Raw genomic sequence first — 15,566 nt, 5'->3', positions numbered from 1 at the left:
ATCGCAGACGTGGAGAATCTCATCGGACTGCTCGTCCTGGCGCCCCTGCTGGGCGCGGGCGTGCTGCTCTGCGGCGGCCGCCGGCTCGACCGCGGCGGGCCGTGGCTCGGCACCCTGTGCGCGGCCGTGTCCTTCGTCCTCGGCGTGGTGCTCTTCGCCGACATGCTGGGCCGCGGCGCCGAGGACCGCGAGCTGGGCGTGACCGTCTTCAGCTGGGTGCCCGTCGGCGGCTTCCGCGCGGATGTGGGCTTCCAGCTGGACCAGTTGTCGATGACCTTCGTGCTGCTGATCACGGGCGTGGGCTCGCTCATCCACCTCTACTCGGTCGGCTACATGGCCCGCGACGAGCGGAAGCGGCGCTTCTTCGGTTTTCTCAACCTCTTCCTCGCCGCGATGCTGCTGCTGGTCCTCGCCGACAACTACCTGCTGCTGTACGTCGGTTGGGAGGGCGTCGGCCTCGCCTCGTACCTGCTGATCGGCTTCTGGCAGCACAAGCCGAGCGCGGCCACGGCGGCCAAGAAGGCGTTCATCGTCAACCGCGTCGGCGACGTCGGGCTGTCGATCGCCGTGATGCTGATGTTCACGACCTTCGGGACCTTCGCCTTCGGGCCCGTGCTGAAGCACGCGGAGCAGGCGGGCGAGGGCAAGCTGACCGCCATCGGGCTCGTCCTCCTGCTGGCCGCCTGCGGAAAGTCGGCCCAGGTCCCGCTCCAGAGCTGGCTCGGGGACGCGATGGAGGGTCCGACGCCGGTCTCCGCGCTCATCCACGCGGCGACGATGGTGACCGCCGGGGTGTATCTGATCACCCGGTCCGGGGCGATCTTCGACGCGGCGCCCGACGCGCAGACCGCGGTCGTCACGGTGGGCGCGGTGACGCTCCTCTTCGGTGCGATCGTCGGTTGCGCCAAGGACGACATCAAGAAGGCCCTCGCGGGCTCGACGATGTCCCAGATCGGCTACATGGTCCTCGCGGCCGGGCTGGGGCCGATCGGCTACGTCTTCGCGATCATGCACCTGGTCACCCACGGCTTCTTCAAGGCCGGCCTCTTCCTCGGGGCGGGCTCGGTGATGCACGGCATGAACGACGAGGTCGACATGCGGCGTTACGGCGGGCTGCGGTCGTACATGCCCGTCACCTTCGTCACCTTCGGCCTGGGCTACCTGGCCATCATCGGCTTCCCCGGGCTGTCCGGCTTCTTCTCCAAGGACAAGATCATCGAGGCGGCCTTCGCCAAGGGCGGCACCGAGGGCTGGATCCTGGGCGGGGCGGCCCTGCTGGGCGCGGCCATCACGGCGTACTACATGACGCGGGTGATGCTGCTGACGTTCTTCGGCGAGAAGCGCTGGCAGCCCGACGAAAGCGGCGAGCTGCCCCACCCGCACGAGTCGCCCAAGGTCATGACCATCCCGATGATCATTCTCGCGGTCGGATCGGTCCTCGCGGGCGGGCTGTTCAGCATCAACGACGCCTTCCTCAAGTGGCTGGAGCCCGTCACCGGGCACGCCGAGGGCAACTCCCCGGTCACCGCCGTCCAGGTCACCGCGGCCACCATGGTCGTCCTGGTCGTCGGCGTCGCGCTCGCCTGGTCGCAGTACGGGCGCAGGCCCGTGCCCGTCACGGCCCCGCGCGGCGGGGTGCTCGTGCGCATCGCCCGCCGGGACCTGCTCCAGGACGACTTCAACCACATCGTGCTGGTGCGCGGCGGCGAGCACCTCACCCGCAGCCTGGTCTACGTCGACCACACCCTGGTCGACGGCGTGGTCAACGGAACCGCCGCCGCCATGGGCGGGCTGTCGGGCCGGATGCGCAGGCTCCAGAACGGCTTCGCGCGCTCGTACGCGGTCTCGATGTTCGGCGGTGCGGCGGTGCTCATCGCCGCGACCCTGCTGATGAGGGCGGTCTAGTCATGTCATTTCCCCTCCTGACGGTCACGGCCGCGGTGCCCGCCGCCGGCGCGGTCGCCACGGCCGCCGTGCCCGCCGCGCGGCGCACCGCCGCCAAGTGGCTCGCGCTGTGCTGCTCGCTCGCCACGCTGGTGCTCGCGGGCGTCCAGCTCGTGCGCTTCGACCCGGACGCGACCGGCCCCTTCCAGCTCACCGAGTCGCACGCGTGGATCGCGGACTTCGGGGTGCGGTACTCGCTGGGCGTGGACGGCATCTCGGTGGTGCTGATCGCCCTGACCGCGCTGCTGGTCCCGTTCGTGATCCTCGCCGGCTGGCACGACGCGGACCCGCTGGAGACGGCTTCCTCGCGGTGGCGGCCCACGCAGGGCTTCTTCGCGCTGATCCTGATGGTCGAGGCGATGGTGGTGATCGCCTTCGAGGCCACCGACGTCTTCCTCTTCTACATCTTCTTCGAGGCCATGCTCGTCCCGATGTACTTCCTCATCGGCGGCTTCGGCGACCGGGCGGGGGAGCGCGGCGAGGCGGAGACGGCGGCCCAGCGCTCGTACGCCGCGGTGAAGTTCCTGCTCTACAACCTCGTCGGCGGCCTGATCATGCTCGCCGCCGTCATCGGGCTGTACGCGGTCACCGCCCACCAGCTCGGCCAGGGCACCTTCTCCCTCCAGGAGATCGTGCAGGCGCGGGCGGCCGGGAAGCTGGAGTTCGCCACCAGCACCGAACGGTGGCTGTTCCTGGGCTTCTTCTTCGCGTTCGCCGTCAAGGCGCCGCTGTGGCCGCTGCACACCTGGCTGCCCAACGCGATGGGCGAGGCCACGTCCCCCGTGGCCGTGCTGATCACGGCGGTGGTCGACAAGGTCGGCACGTTCGCGATGCTCCGCTTCTGCCTCCAGCTCTTCCCGGAGGCGTCCAAGTGGGCCACGCCGGTGATCCTCGTGCTGTCGCTGATCAGCATCCTGTACGGGGCGCTGCTGGCCGTCGGGCAGCGGGACATCAAGCGGCTGATCGCCTACGCCTCGATCTCGCACTTCGGCTTCATCATCCTGGGCATCTTCGCCATGACCACCCAGGGCCAGGGCGGCGCCACGCTCTACATGGTCAACCACGGGCTCTCCACGGCCGCGTTGATGCTGGTCGCGGGCTTCCTGATCTCCCGGCGCGGCTCCCGGCTCATCGCCGACTACGGCGGGGTGCAGAAGGTGGCGCCGCTCCTCGCCGGGACGTTCCTGGTCGGCGGTCTGGCCACGCTGTCGCTGCCGGGGCTCGCGCCCTTCGTCTCCGAATTCCTGGTCCTGGTCGGCACGTTCACCCGCTATCCGGCCGTCGGTGTGATCGCGGCCGCCGGGATCGTCCTCACCGCGCTGTACGTCCTCGTGCTCTACCAGCGCACCATGACCGGTCCGGTGGCCGAGCCGGTGCGGGGCATGCCGGACCTCAAGGTGCGCGAACTGGCGGTCGTCGCACCGCTGATCGCCCTGCTGCTGTTCCTCGGCATCTACCCCAAGCCCGTGACGCGCATCCTCGACCCGGCGGTCGAGCACACCATGTCGCAGGTCCACAGGACCGACCCCGAGCCCAAAGTGCATGTGAACGATGTGGAGGCCGCGAAGTGAGTCACGCAGCATCCGTCCACAGCCTGTGGACACTCGCCGCGGCCGAGGCACCCAGGAAGATCCCCGGCCCCCACATCGAGTACGCCCAGCTGTCGCCGACACTCATCGTGCTCGGCGCCGCGCTCGTGGGCGTCCTCGTCGAGGCGTTCCTGCCGCGCCGCGCCCGCTACCACGCCCAGCTCCTGCTGACCGTCGTCGCCCTGGCCGCCGCCTTCGCCGCCGTGATCGCCCTCGCCGCGGGCGGCTACGGCACCGGCAAGGCGCACGTGGCGGCCATGGGGGCGGTCGCCGTCGACGGGCCGGCGCTGTTCCTGGAGGGCACCGTCCTGCTCGTCGGGCTGATCGCGGTGCTCACCTTCGCCGAGCGCCGGCTGGACCCCGCCGCGCACGGGCGGCCGGTCGACTCCTTCACCGCGCAGGCGGCCGCCGTGCCGGGCGGGGACGCCGAGCGGAAGGCGGTCGCGGCGGGCCTGACGACCACCGAGGTCTTCCCGGTCCTGCTGTTCGCGATCGGCGGGATGCTGGTCTTCCCCGCCGCCGACGACCTGCTGACCCTCTTCATCGCCCTCGAGGTCTTCTCGCTGCCGCTGTACGTGCTGTGCGCGCTGGCCCGGCGCCACCGGCTGGTCTCGCAGGAGGCCGCGGTCAAGTACTTCCTGCTGGGCGCCTTCTCCTCCGCCTTCCTGCTGTTCGGGGTAGCGCTGCTGTACGGGTACGCCGGCACCGTCACCTACTCGGGCATCGCCGAGGTGATCAGCGGCACCACGCGGACGGTCGACCCGGCGCTCGCGGCCACCACGGGCAATGACGCGCTGCTGCTGATCGGCGGGGCGATGGTGCTGATGGGGCTGCTGTTCAAGGTGGGTGCGGTGCCGTTCCACATGTGGACGCCGGACGTCTACCAGGGCGCCCCGACGCCGGTCACCGGCTTCATGGCGGCCGCCACGAAGGTCGCCGCCTTCGGCGCGCTGCTGCGGCTGCTGTACGTGGCCCTGCCGGGCATGCGCTGGGACTGGCGGCCGGTGATGTGGGGCGTCGCCATCGTCACGATGCTGGTGGGCGCGATCGTGGCCGTCACCCAGACCGATGTGAAGCGGCTGCTGGCCTACTCCTCCATCGCCCACGGCGGCTTCATCCTCGCGGGCGTCATCGCCGTCACCCCCGACGGGGTCTCCTCCGTCCTCTTCTACCTGGGTGCGTACTCATTCGTCACGCTGGGCGCCTTCGCCGTGGTGACGCTGGTGCGGGACGCGGGCGGGGAGGCGACGCACCTGTCCAAGTGGGCCGGGCTGGGGCGCCGTTCGCCGCTCGTGGCGGCGGTGTTCGCGGTCTTCCTGCTGGCCTTCGCCGGCATTCCGCTGACGAGCGGGTTCGCGGGGAAGTTCGCGGTGTTCAAGGCGGCGGCGCAGGGCGGGGCGGCGCCGCTGGTCGTGGTGGGTGTGCTGTCCTCGGCGATCGCCGCGTTCTTCTACATCCGGGTGATCGTGCTGATGTTCTTCAGCGAGCCGAAGGCGGAGGGGCCGACGGTGGCGGTGCCGAGTCCGCTGACCTCGACGGCCATTGCGGTCGGGGTGGCGGTGACGCTGGTGCTCGGTGTGGCGCCGCAGTACTTCCTGGATCTGGCGGGGCAGGCGGGGGTGTTCGTGCGGTAGCCGCTGACGCTGCTTGCGGGTTTCCGGCGCCCCGCCGATTGTCTCGGCGGGGCGCCGGTGTGCCGGTGTGCCGGTGTCAGTGCTTCGGCATCTCCGGCATTCCCGGCATGCCGGGGACGACCTTGCCGTCTCCGCCCACGGTCTTGTTGAGGACGTCCTCCTTGCCGGAGGCCCAGGACACCGTGAGGCTCTTGCCGTCGAAGCTCTTGACGGTGCCCTTGCTGTACGCGGTGCTGTTGTCCTGGCAGTGCGTCATGGTGAGGGTGACCGGCTGCGAGGCGTCGCTGACGGTGCCGGAGCAGGCGGTCTTTCCGGCGCTGAGCATCACCATGTTGCCGGAGAAGGAGAGGATGAGCAGGCTGTCGTCCGTCAGCTTGCCCTTGGACCAGCCGCCCTTGAGGTCGGCGGTCTTGACGGTGCCGCCGGCGGCGGGGGCGGTGGATGCGCCGCCCGGGGCGTTGCCCGCGGGGGCGTCCTGAGAGGGGGACTGGGCCGGGGCCGAGGCGTCGGCCTTCTTGCCGCCGTCGCTGCTCTTGCTGCAACCGGTCATCAGTACAGCGGCGATGAGCGCCGCCCCCGTGATCTGTACTGCCTTGCGCACGTGTGCCCTTTTCTGTGTGCGGTGGTTTTGGACACGTCAAGCTAGCAGGGTGGGGTGGGGCTTTCTCTTCCCCGATCCCGCCCCTTCCCGAAACTGGGGCTTCGCCCCAGACCCCGGATAAAGAACTGGGGGGCTTCGCCCCCCAGACCCCCGGTTCGGGGCAATTTCAGCCCCTCCGGCGTTTGAGGAGCGGGGGTCCGGGGGCGGAGCCCCCGGTTTCGGGAAGGGGCGGGATCGGGGAAAACAACCGCTAACCCCCGCCGTCCGCCGCCCTGTCCTGTCGGACGTTGCGGTAGACCGCCATCGCCGTCCACTGCTCCCGCATCGCCTGCCGCATCGCGCGCCGCGCCGTGCGGCCCTCCCGGCGTGGGCAGAGGCGCCCGTCGATGCCCGTCGCCGCCGCCAGCCCGGCCAGGGCCCGGCTGCGCGGGTCGGGGAAGCCCGCGCGCAGGGCCGCGTCGAAGCGGTGGCGCACCTCCGCCGAGTGGGCCACCGGGCCCGCCGGGTAGCGCCGGTACGGGAACACCCCGATGAACCTGCGCTGTTCGACCCGCAACGCCCCGCGCCCCACCAGCCTCTTCAGCCACCCGTCGATCAGGTGCCTACCGGCCCGGCGCACCCAGCCCCGCGTGCGCGGGACGAGGCGCGGGTACTTCTTGCCGGCCATCGGCAGGCTCACCAGGGCGGCGGCCAGCAGCGGGTCCCCGGGCGGGAACGCGCCGGTCGCCACCGCGCGCCCGCCCTCCTCCGCCACGTGGCCGAGCAGTTCCAGCTCGGCCAGCACCGCCCCGGCCACGCCGTACGCCAGGAAGCGGCCGTCGCACAGCCTCCGCCCGGACACCGGTTCGTGTGCGAGCAGCAGCAGCTCCTCCGGCAGGGACAGGCCGGAGGGGGCCGGGTTCATGCCCGGCGTGCCGGAACGACGCGTCCGGTGACCTCGCCGAGGCCGATCCGGGCGCCGCCGGGGCCCGGTGCCCAGGCGGTGAGGGTGACCATGTCGCCGTCGGCCAGCCAGGGGCCCTTGCCCTGGGTCAGCTCCAGCAGGCAGCCCAGCTGGTCGGGCTCGGGTCCGCTGACCGTGCCGGAGGCGTAGAGGTCCCCGGTGCGCAGTGACGCGCCGTTGACGGTCATATGGGCCAGCTGCTGGGCGGCCGTCCAGTACATGGCGGAGAACGGCGGCCGGGAGACCGTCTCCCCGTTGATGTCCACCTCGATGCGCAGGTCGATGCCGCCGGGCTCGGCGTCCGCGTCGTCGAGGTAGGGCAGCAGCGGGTAGGTGCGCTCCGGGGGCGCCGTGCGCGCCTCGTCGAAGGCGTCCAGGGGAGTGATCCAGGCGGACACCGAGGTGGCGAAGGACTTGCCGAGGAACGGGCCGAGCGGCACGTACTCCCACGCCTGGATGTCGCGCGCCGACCAGTCGTTGACGAGGCAGACGCCGAACACGTGCTCGCGGAAGTCCGCCAGCGGCACGGGGGTGTTCGCCGGGGCCGGGGCGCCGACCACGAAGCCCACCTCGGCCTCGATGTCCAGGCGCAGGCAGGGCCCGAACGAAGGAGCCTCGTCCGCGGGCGCCTTGCGCTGGCCCTGCGGGCGCACGATGTCGGTGCCCGAGACCACGACCGTGCCCGCCCGCCCGTGGTAACCGATGGGCAGGTGCTTCCAGTTGGGCGTGAGGGGATCGGCGCCGGGGCGGAAGATGCGGCCCACGTTGGTGGCGTGGTGCTCGCTCGCGTAGAAGTCGACGTAGTCCGCCACCTCGAACGGCAGGTGCAGCGTCACCTCGGCGAGCGGGTGGAAGTGCGGCCCGTCCAGCCAGCCGCGGACCTCGGCGCGCACGGCCTGCCACACGGGCCGGCCCGCGGCCAGCAGCGGGTTGAGGGTGGGCGCGGCCAGCAGGTGCGCATGGGCGGAGCCGGCGTCCGCGGCGGCCGCGGCGGCGTCCAGGACGTATGCGCCGTAGCGCACGCCGACTCGGGGGCGGTCGGGCGCGTCCGGGGTGGTGAAGATGCCGTACGGGAGGGTGTCCGCGCCGAAGGGGTCGCCTTCGGGCAGCTCACGGGGGTGGTGCTGGGGCATGGGACGCTGCCTCGCCTTCTCCTGAACAGTGGAACTGCGGGAACTGCGGAACTGCTGGAACGCGCTCCTTGGGGGCGATCACACATTAGTTGCTGGCGGGGGATGGGCAAGGGGTCTCCGAGGCTCACCCAGGCTCTCCGACACATGTCCGACCGCTGGCTAAAGGGAGGGCAATGTCCGGTAACTCCTTGCTGGAGGCGGCGATTCCGAAGTAGCGTCCTAAGTCGGGTCACACACAGTGGGGGGCCGCTGAGGCTGGGTGGCCGAGGGGGGTGCTGGTGGCGAGCAGGAGCGCGCCGGTGGCGGCGGACCGGTCCGTGCCCGGGCTGATTGTGAAGATCGGCGACTATCCCCTGCACCACGGAGGGGTCGGGGCCATCCGGAGCCTGGGCCGGCTGGGTGTCCCGATGTACGCCATCACCGAGGACAGATGGACTCCCGCCGCCCTCTCCCGCTATCTGCACACCGGCTTCGTCTGGCCGACGACGGGCAAGGAGCGCGGCGAGGAGCTGGTCGCGGGCCTGCTGCGGATCGGCGCGAAGATCGGCCGTCCGGCGGTGCTCATCCCCACCGACGAGGAGGCGGCCGTGCTGATCGCCGAGCACGCCGGGGAGCTGGCGGGCTCCTTCCTCTTCCCCCCGGTGGAGCGCGGCCTGCCGCGCAGGCTGGCCAGCAAGCAGGGGCTGCACGAGCTGTGCGTGGAGCACGGGGTGCCCTCGCCGGCGACGCTCTTCCCGGCCTCGTACGAGGAGATCGAGAAGTACGCCTCGGTCGCCGCGTTCCCGCTGGTGGCCAAGAACCGCGAGGCGTTCGAACGGCGGCGCCGCCCGGCCGTGCACGGCACCACCCGCATCCGCGGGCCGCGCGAACTGCTGGAGCTGGCGCGCGACTGGGGGCCCGCGCCGGGGGTGATCCTCCAGGAGTACCTGCCGCGCGAGGAGGCCGAGGACTGGATCGTTCACGCCTACTTCGACGCCGAGAGCACCCCGCTGGCGATGTTCACGGGCGTCAAGGTGCGCTCCTGGCCGCCGCACGCCGGGATGACGGCCAACGCCTACATCGTGGACAACCCCGAACTCGCCGCCATGGCCGCCCAGTTCATCAAGCAGATCGGCTTCTGCGGGATCATCGACCTGGACTGGCGCTTCGACCGGCGCGACGGGCGCTACAAGCTGCTGGACTTCAACCCGCGCATGGGTGCCCAGTTCCGCATGTTCGAGAACGAGGCGGGCATAGACGTCGTCCGGGCCCAGCACCTCGACCTCACCGGGCGGCGGGTGCCCGAGGGCGAGCAGCTCGCGGGCCGACGCTTCATCGTGGAGAACATCGACCTGCCCGCCCTCGCCGCCTACCGCCGCAGCGGCTACACGACCCCGCACGCGCCCACCCGCGCGAGCGGCACGGAACTGGCCTGGGCCGCCCGTGACGACATGAAGCCCTTCTTCACCATGCTCGCCCGGTTCGTCCGGCCGGGCGCCCGGCATTTGTGGCAGCTGTGGCGCTCCAGGCGCCGCGCGGCCGCGGCCGCCGCGGCTGCCGCGTCCGCCGCCGAGTGACGGGCCGCACCGCACCAGCCTGTGCAACGTTCCCAGTAGCAACGCCCTGGGAGGGGACTCGTGACACTGCCCGTAGCCGTCATCGGGGCCGGACCGTTCGGCCTCTCGACCGCAGCCCACCTGAAGGCGCGCCATGTGCCGACCCGCGTCTTCGGCTCGCCCATGGTGAGCTGGCGCGAGCACATGCCCGCCGGGATGCTGCTGAAATCCACCCCCCCGGCCTCCAATATCGACGCGCCCCAGCCCGGCCACACCCTCTTCGACTTCTGCCAGGACGTGGGCGAGCGGCGGTACGAGTCGGACTGGGAGCTGATCCCGGTCGAGGTCTTCGCCCGCTACGGGCTGTGGTTCCAGCAGCGGCTGGTGCCCGCGCTGGAGAAGGAGCGCGTGGTGTCCGTGGAGCGCCGGAACTCCGGCGGGGGCTTCGAGCTGAAGCTGGACTCCGGGGAGCAGTTCGCCGCGCGGGCCGTGGTGGTCGCCACCGGCCTCAGCGGCCTGGCCCGGCTGCCCGCCGAGCTGGCGGCGGCCGTGCCGGACGGGCCCTCGGCGAGCGGGCCCGTTTCGCACAGCTCCCAGCACCGCGACCTGTCCGGCTTCGCCGGGCGGCACGTGGTGGTGGTCGGTGCCGGGCAGTCGGCGCTGGAGACCGCGGCGCTGCTGGCCGAGGCGGGGGCCGCGACGGTGCGGATCGTCGCGCGGCGGCGGGGCGCTGTGCGGTTCGGGGCGGCGCCGGACGGGCAGTCGCCGCTGAAGCCCGACACGCCGTTCGGGCGGGCCTGGTCGCTGTACGCCTTCTCGTACCACGCGGACGGCTTCCGCATGCTGCCGCCGCCGGCCCGGCAGTACCTGGTGCGCCATGTGCTGGGCCCGCTGGGCGCGTGGTGGCTGCGGGACCGCTTCGTGGGGCGGGTGCAGGTCACGGAGGGCAAGCGGATCGTCCGGGCCCGGGTGGAGTCGGGGCAGCCGGTGCTGACGCTCTCCGGGGAGGGGCCCGCGGGCGCGGAGAGCGAGCTGCGCGCCGACCATGTGATCGCCGCCACCGGCTACCACGTGGACGTCGCCGCCATGGACTTCCTCGGTCCCGGGCTGCGCACCCGCCTCGCAGTGGCCGCGGGCGGGCCCCGGCTGGGCCCGGGCTACCGCTCCTCGGTGCCGGGCCTCTTCTTCACGGGGCTGCCGGCGGCGGCGAGCTTCGGGCCGGTGATGCGGTTCGTGTGCGGGACGGAGTATGCGTCGCCGCGGTTGGCGAAGGCGGTGGCGGCGGTATAGGGGGGTGACGGCCGGTTCGGCACCGCCGGGCCGGGCGGTGGGGGTTGCGCGCCGTCGCGGCGGAGATTTGTTCCCCGATCCCGCCCCTTCCCGAAACCGGGGCTCCGCCCCGGACCCCGGGGTCTGGGGACTTCGCCCCAGTTTCGGGAAGGGGCGGGTACGGGGAATCCCTCCCCGCCGCGACGGCGCGTAACCCCCATCGTGGTGTCCGGCGGTGCCGAACTCACGGCACCCGGACCCAAAGGAAAGGCGCAGTGCGAACACGCGGCGACGAGCCATCGAAGGGACAGGCGCCCACGGTGATCGACAGCCGACCGGATACGCTGACTTTTGGTGAAGACAGCGACACATCGACAATCCCCGTGTTCGCAGGCAGACAGGAGTACCCCTCGTGACCGTCGTCGGGCCTTTTGGGCTGAGCGTGCGGGACCAGGCTCTTGAAGCCGATGTCCAGGCCGGGTTGGCCGCTGTCGAGGAGGGCCTCCTGGAGGCCACCAAGAGCGGTGTGCCGTTCATCACCGAGGCCGCCCAGCACCTCGTACAGGCCGGAGGCAAGCGGTTCCGCCCGCTGCTCGTGATGCTCGCCGCGCAGTTCGGCGACCCGTACGCCCCGGGCGTGGTCCCCTCCGCCGTGGTCGTCGAGCTGACCCACCTGGCCACGCTCTACCACGACGACGTCATGGACGAGGCCGACGTGCGGCGCGGCGTGGACAGCGCCAACGCCCGCTGGGGCAACTCCGTGGCCGTCCTCACCGGCGACTTCCTCTTCTCGCGCGCCTCCCGGATCCTCGCCGACCTGGGCCCGGAGGCCGTCCGTATCCAGGCCGAGGCGTTCGAACGCCTGGTCACCGGGCAGATCCTGGAGACCGCCGGACCGCGTGACGGGCGCGACCCGATCGAGCACTACCTGGACGTGGTCGCGGGCAAGACCGGCTCGCTGATCGCCGTGTCCGGCCGCTACGGGGCCATGATGTCCGGCGCCGACGAGCAGGTCGTCGAGATCCTCACCCATTACGGGGAGCGGCTGGGCGTCGCCTTCCAGCTCGCCGACGACGTGCTCGACATCGCCAGCGCCTCCCACGAGTCCGGCAAGACCCCGGGCACCGACCTGCGCGAGGGCATCCCCACGCTGCCCGTGCTGCACCTGCGGGCGCGCGCCGCGGCCACCGGCTCGCCGGAGGACCTGGAGCTGTGCGAGATGCTCGCCGGCGACCTCAGCGACGACGCCCTGCTCGCCGAGGTGCTGCGCAGGCTGCGCGTCCACCCCGCCCTGGAGCAGGCGCGGCGCGACACGATCCGGTTCGCCCAGGAGGCGCGCGCGACGCTGGCGCCGCTGCCCGAGTGCGCCGCGAAGGCCGCGCTCGAGGCGCTGTGCGAGACGGTGGTGCACCGGGCCGGCTGAGGCCAGGCCGAGCCCCGGCCGAGTCCCGGTCGCGGATCCGACGGACCCTCAGCCGCCCGGGGGTCCGTTCTCGGGGTGTGTCATACCCAAGACGTACGGGGAGTTGATCCCGTCGGCTGACGACCGACGTGGTGCCGGTTTGGTGGAATCGAAGGTGTCTTCCCCGGGGGAATCCCCGGACCACCGCGCCTCCACCGAGCGGTCGGGCCACAATGAGCCTAGGTGTGGGCGAGTGCACGACGCGACAGACCGCCGCCGACGACGGAGGTAGAGCACATGGCACGGATCCAACCGACACCGGGCACGGACGGGACGGGCGAGGGCGCCGCACCGGCCCCCGGCCCGGGCCGCCGCAAGGCCCTTCGCTATGCGGTACCGGTCGCGGTGGCCGGCGTCGCGGCGGCGACGATCGGCATCGGGTCGGCCCTCGCCAGCACCGCCGACCCGGACCTGCCGAAGATCAGCGCGCAGGACCTCATAGCCAAGATCGCCGCATCGGACGCCCAGCAGCTCTCCGGCACGGTCAAGGTCAGCACCGACCTGGGGCTGCCCTCCCTGCCGTCGGGCTTCTCCCTCGGCACCGAGGGCGGCAAGGGCGGCCACGGCGACGGGAAGGACGGCTCGGCCGCCTCCCCGGAGTCCAAGCTCACCGAACTGGCCTCCGGCACCCACACCCTGCGCATCGCCGCGGACGGCCCCGACAAGCAGCGCCTGTCCATCATCGAGCGCACCGCCGAGTACAGCGTCGTCCACAACGGCGACCAGGTGTGGGCGTACGACAGCGCCAGCAACACGGCCTACCACTCCAAGGCCCCGCAGGAGCAGCGCGACAAGGCCCGCGGCGGCAAGCCCGAGGCGCCGAAGGACCTCGCCGCCGCCTCGCCCCAGGAGCTGGCCAAGAAGGTCCTGGCCGCCGCGGACGACACGACGGCGGTCGCCGTGGACGGCACGGCCAAGGTGGCCGGCCGGGACGCCTACCAGCTGACGCTCAAGCCCAAGCAGGACGACACCACGGTGGGCGCGATCCGGATCGCGGTGGACGCGAAGAACGGCGTGCCGCTGAAGTTCACGCTCACCCCGAAGAGCGGCGGCAAGGCGGTCGTGGACGCCGCCTTCACCAAGGTGGACTTCGGCAAGCCGGGCGCGGACACCTTCGCCTTCACCCCGCCCAAGGGCGTCAAGGTGACGGAGGACGACGGCAAGGAGCGGGGCGACCGCGACCACAAGGGCAAGCTGCCCGAGGGCCTCGGCATCCCCGGCGGCGACACCTCCGGTGCGAACGTGATCGGCAAGGGCTGGGACGCGATCGCCGTGTTCAAGGGCGACCAGGGCCAGGGCCAGGGGCCCGTCACGGGCAAGGGCAAGAGCCACGGCCAGGGCGACGGCAAGGGCACTGACAAGGGCTCCGACAAGGGTGCCAAGGACGCCGAGAGGCTGCTCGACAGCGTCGGCTCCAAGGTGACCGGCGACTTCGGTTCCGGCCGGGTGTTCAGCACCCGTATCGTCAATGCCCTGATGACGGACGACGGCAAGGTCTACGTCGGCGCGGTCTCCAAGGACGCGCTGGTCAAGGCCGCCAACGCGGCGAAGTAACGCGCGCCGGGGGCAGGGACTGGGGGAAGCGTGATGGGAGAGCCGTCCGCCGCCGGGGAGCCGGTGATCGCCACGCGCGCGCTCACCAAGCGCTACGGCGGCGGGCAGCTCGCCGTCGACGGGCTCGACCTCGCCGTGCCGCGCGGCAGCGTCTTCGGCTTCCTCGGCCCCAACGGCTCCGGCAAGACCACCACCATCCGCATGCTGATGGGGCTGATCGAGCCCACCTCGGGCAGCGCCCGGGTGCTGGGCGAGGAGATGCCCCGGGCCGGGCGGCGGGTTCTGCCCCGGGTGGGCGCCCTCATCGAGGGCCCCGCCCTCTACGCCTTCCTGACCGGCCGTGACAACCTCGTACGGTTCGACGCCGCCGACCCGACGGCCGATCCCCGCACCCGCGCGGCCCGGGTCGACGAGGCCCTGGACCGGGTGGGGCTGTCGGCCGCGGCGGGCAAGAAGGCCCGTGCGTACTCCCTCGGCATGAAGCAGCGGCTCGGCCTGGCCGCCGCCCTGCTCCGCCCGCGCGAACTGCTCGTCCTGGACGAGCCGACGAACGGCCTCGACCCGCAGGGCATGCGCGAGATCCGCGCCCTGGTGCGCGGGCTGGCCGCGGAGGGCACGACCGTCTTCCTCTCCTCCCACCTCCTCGACGAGATCGAGCAGGTCTGCACCCATGCCGCCGTCATGTCCCGCGGCCGGCTCCTCGCCCAGGGCACGGTCGGCGAGCTGGCCTCCTCGGTCCGGGGGCGGCTGGCCGTCACCACCCCCGACACGGCGGACGCCGTGCGCGTCCTGAAGGAGCACGGAGTGACCGACCTCGTGGCCGAGGACGACCGCCTCACCGGCGAGCTGCCGGCCGGCGGCGACCCGGTGGACCTCGCCGACCTCAACGCCGCGCTCGTCGGGGCCGGGGTGCGCGTCCGGGCCTTCGGCACCCGGCGGGCCTCGCTGGAGGACGCCTTCGTGGCACTCACCGGGGAGGGGTTCGATGTCGCAGGCTGAGACGGCGGCGCCGGGGGCGGTCGGCCCGGCCGGGCGGTGGCGGCTGTCGCTCTTCCGCAGCGAGGTCGGCACCACGTTCCGGCGGTGGCGGACGATCGTGCTGCTCGGCGTGCTCGCGCTGGTGCCGGTGCTGGTCGGGATCGCCGTGAAGGCCGAGACGGGCGACGACGGCTCGGTCGGCCGGGGCGGCAGCGGGCCCGCCTTCATCAGCCAGGTCAGCAACAACGGCCTCTTCCTGGTCTTCACCTCCCTCGCCACGACCCTGCCGTTCTTCCTGCCGATGGCGGTCGGGGTGATCGCCGGGGACTCGATCGCCGGCGAGGCGAACTCCGGCACCCTGCGCTATCTCCTGGTCGCCCCCGCCGGGCGGACCCGGCTGCTCCTCGTCAAGTTCGCCACCACGGTGGCCTTCTGCTTCGCGGCCACGCTGGTCGTCGCCGCGTCGGCGCTGGCGGTCGGCGCGCTGCTCTTCCCGGTCGGCGAGGTGACGCTGATCAGCGGCACGACGGTGTCCTTCGGGGAGGGCCTGCTGCGGGCGCTGCTGATCGCGGCGGTGGTGGCGGTGTCGCTGACGGGCATCGCGGCGCTGGGGCTGTTCGTCTCGACGCTGACGAGCAGCGGGGTGGCGGCGATGGCCACGACGGTGGGGCTGCTGATCACGGTGCAGATCCTGGATCAGTTTCCGCAGCTCAGTGCGGTGCAGCCGTATCTGTTTCCGCACTACTGGCTGAGTTTTGCGGATGTGTTGCGGGAGCCGGTGTACTGGGATCAGCTGGTGCGGGATGTGGGGCTGCAGGGGTTGTACGTGGCGGTGTTCGGGTCGGCGGCGTGGGCGCGGTTCACGTCGCGGGACGTGACGGTGTGAGCTTTCCCTGATCCTGCTGGACGGGCTGAAAAATCAGC

12 protein-coding genes are annotated in these 15,566 nt (G+C 72.1%); 9 read left to right on the top strand and 3 right to left on the bottom strand.

The window, feature by feature from the left end:
- Window positions 1–9 precede the first annotated feature (9 nt).
- The 3 genes from nuoL to nuoN are packed head-to-tail and all read left to right on the top strand — an operon-like array spanning window position 10 to window position 5,167.
- The gene (gene nuoL / locus AC1Z4A_RS14050) at window positions 10–1,905 is read left to right on the top strand and encodes an NADH-quinone oxidoreductase subunit L (protein ID WP_483678832.1); all 1,896 of its coding nucleotides are present in this window, start codon (window positions 10–12) and stop codon (window positions 1,903–1,905) included.
- 2 nt (window positions 1,906–1,907) lie between these two features.
- Window positions 1,908–3,515 carry an NADH-quinone oxidoreductase subunit M gene (locus AC1Z4A_RS14045; RefSeq protein ID WP_483678830.1) on the top strand — a complete coding sequence of 536 codons (1,608 nt, stop codon included), beginning with the start codon at window positions 1,908–1,910 and terminating at the stop codon, window positions 3,513–3,515.
- Window positions 3,512–5,167 (top strand): NADH-quinone oxidoreductase subunit NuoN, encoded by a 1,656-nt coding sequence (gene nuoN / locus AC1Z4A_RS14040; RefSeq protein ID WP_483678829.1) that lies wholly within the window; start codon window positions 3,512–3,514, stop codon window positions 5,165–5,167. Before AC1Z4A_RS14045 ends, nuoN begins: the two co-directional genes overlap by 4 nt.
- A 76-nt stretch (window positions 5,168–5,243) precedes the next feature.
- Here the strand turns inward: nuoN and AC1Z4A_RS14035 are convergent, their stop codons facing one another.
- The 3 genes from AC1Z4A_RS14035 to fahA form a co-directional block, all read right to left on the bottom strand.
- A complete protein-coding gene (locus AC1Z4A_RS14035) occupies window positions 5,244–5,768 on the bottom strand; it encodes a hypothetical protein (RefSeq protein ID WP_483678827.1) in 525 nt (174 codons plus the stop codon).
- 250 nt (window positions 5,769–6,018) lie between these two features.
- Complete coding sequence (locus tag AC1Z4A_RS14030) at window positions 6,019–6,672, bottom strand: GOLPH3/VPS74 family protein (protein WP_483678826.1); 654 nt, start codon at window positions 6,670–6,672, stop codon at window positions 6,019–6,021.
- Entirely contained in the window at window positions 6,669–7,844 is a 1,176-nt protein-coding gene (gene fahA / locus AC1Z4A_RS14025) for a fumarylacetoacetase (protein ID WP_483678824.1), read from the bottom strand. The genes AC1Z4A_RS14030 and fahA overlap by 4 nt, the downstream gene beginning before the upstream one ends.
- 275 nt (window positions 7,845–8,119) lie before the next feature.
- On the opposite strand from fahA, the gene AC1Z4A_RS14020 reads away from it, so the two are divergent.
- From AC1Z4A_RS14020 to AC1Z4A_RS13995, 6 genes are all read left to right on the top strand, one after another.
- A complete protein-coding gene (locus AC1Z4A_RS14020; RefSeq protein ID WP_483683588.1) occupies window positions 8,120–9,400 on the top strand; it encodes a carboxylate--amine ligase in 1,281 nt (426 codons plus the stop codon).
- Between the two features lie 60 nt (window positions 9,401–9,460).
- On the top strand, window positions 9,461–10,669 hold the full coding sequence (locus AC1Z4A_RS14015) for an FAD-dependent oxidoreductase (protein WP_483678822.1): 1,209 nt from the start codon (window positions 9,461–9,463) through the stop codon (window positions 10,667–10,669).
- Between the two features lie 391 nt (window positions 10,670–11,060).
- Window positions 11,061–12,071 carry a polyprenyl synthetase family protein gene (locus AC1Z4A_RS14010; RefSeq protein WP_483678821.1) on the top strand — a complete coding sequence of 337 codons (1,011 nt, stop codon included), beginning with the start codon at window positions 11,061–11,063 and terminating at the stop codon, window positions 12,069–12,071.
- Between the two features lie 276 nt (window positions 12,072–12,347).
- A complete protein-coding gene (locus AC1Z4A_RS14005; RefSeq protein ID WP_483678820.1) occupies window positions 12,348–13,664 on the top strand; it encodes a LolA family protein in 1,317 nt (438 codons plus the stop codon).
- Between the two features lie 33 nt (window positions 13,665–13,697).
- A complete protein-coding gene (locus AC1Z4A_RS14000; RefSeq protein WP_483678819.1) occupies window positions 13,698–14,663 on the top strand; it encodes an ABC transporter ATP-binding protein in 966 nt (321 codons plus the stop codon).
- Window positions 14,650–15,528, top strand: a complete 879-nt coding sequence (locus AC1Z4A_RS13995; RefSeq protein WP_483678817.1) for an ABC transporter permease — start codon at window positions 14,650–14,652, stop codon at window positions 15,526–15,528. Before AC1Z4A_RS14000 ends, AC1Z4A_RS13995 begins: the two co-directional genes overlap by 14 nt.
- The last annotated feature ends 38 nt before the right edge of the window (window positions 15,529–15,566 follow it).

The sequence above is a fragment of the Streptomyces sp. 17_S59 genome (assembly GCF_056930295.1).
This window is presented reverse-complemented; position numbering and strand designations above follow the sequence as displayed.

Coding starts and splice junctions, on each gene's coding strand:
- AC1Z4A_RS14000 (WP_483678819.1), top strand. CDS start 13,698: ATGGGAGAGCCGTCCGCCGCCGGGGAGCCGGTGATCGCCACGCGCGCG.
- AC1Z4A_RS14030 (WP_483678826.1), bottom strand. CDS start 6,672: ATGAACCCGGCCCCCTCCGGCCTGTCCCTGCCGGAGGAGCTGCTGCTG.
- AC1Z4A_RS13995 (WP_483678817.1), top strand. CDS start 14,650: ATGTCGCAGGCTGAGACGGCGGCGCCGGGGGCGGTCGGCCCGGCCGGG.
- fahA (WP_483678824.1), bottom strand. CDS start 7,844: ATGCCCCAGCACCACCCCCGTGAGCTGCCCGAAGGCGACCCCTTCGGC.
- AC1Z4A_RS14045 (WP_483678830.1), top strand. CDS start 1,908: ATGTCATTTCCCCTCCTGACGGTCACGGCCGCGGTGCCCGCCGCCGGC.
- AC1Z4A_RS14005 (WP_483678820.1), top strand. CDS start 12,348: ATGGCACGGATCCAACCGACACCGGGCACGGACGGGACGGGCGAGGGC.